Source organism: Acinetobacter sp. LMB-5 (genome assembly GCF_001541635.1).
GTDB lineage: Bacteria > Pseudomonadota > Gammaproteobacteria > Pseudomonadales > Moraxellaceae > Acinetobacter > Acinetobacter pittii.
Genome location: NZ_LRDR01000040.1, coordinates 1 through 649, shown reverse-complemented (window position 1 = coordinate 649; position 649 = coordinate 1). Strand labels below are relative to the sequence as shown.

The following is a 649-nucleotide window of genomic DNA, read 5'->3' as shown; positions in this document are numbered from 1 at the left end:
GGGATGCTGATGGATATGTTCGAAAAACATATCAACGTATAGCTAAAGAAAAGGGGTTTGACTCCCGAGATGCAAATTCAGCATATGCAGCAGTAGATGTGGGAACTAGTTTATATGGTTTGGCTAACTCGGCAAAAACTGTCATCAATTGGAATGGCGCTCCAGATTCAAAACAATTTAAGTTGTATTATTATTTTTCTAAGGACTTAGAAAAAGGATGGCGAACGATGAGTAGTGGGGCACTTTTATCAGAAGCCATAACGGATGGAGTTACAATACATGATGCTGCGAAAGCTTACCGTGAATAATAATTAAATGGACTTGTTAATATATGTAATCGTTAGTTTGATTGGAATCTATTTAACGCTTATTGCTTCAGAGTATTGTTATCAAGGATTTCGCAAACAAACAAATTATAGATATATAATTTACTTTGTTCTGGCGCTCACATTTGGCGCTCAGCATTATAGTGTTCTTTTTAATGAAGTCTTAATAGATAATTGGTTTTATTTCATTTCATTTAATATGGAAAAACCAACAAATATTATGAGACTGTTTAGTTTGTTGTTTTTTCTTTTAACTATATTGACCCCGCCGCCATCAAAATTAAGATTTTTGTTAAAGCGTAAAAAATCGAAGTATTGATAAG

1 protein-coding gene is annotated in these 649 nt (G+C 33.3%); it reads left to right on the top strand.

The features are described from left to right. The coding region (locus AW165_RS18395) for a DUF4225 domain-containing protein (protein ID WP_155859657.1) at positions 1-308 on the top strand (308 nt) is incomplete at its 5' end. Between the last annotated feature and the right edge of the window lie 341 nt (positions 309-649).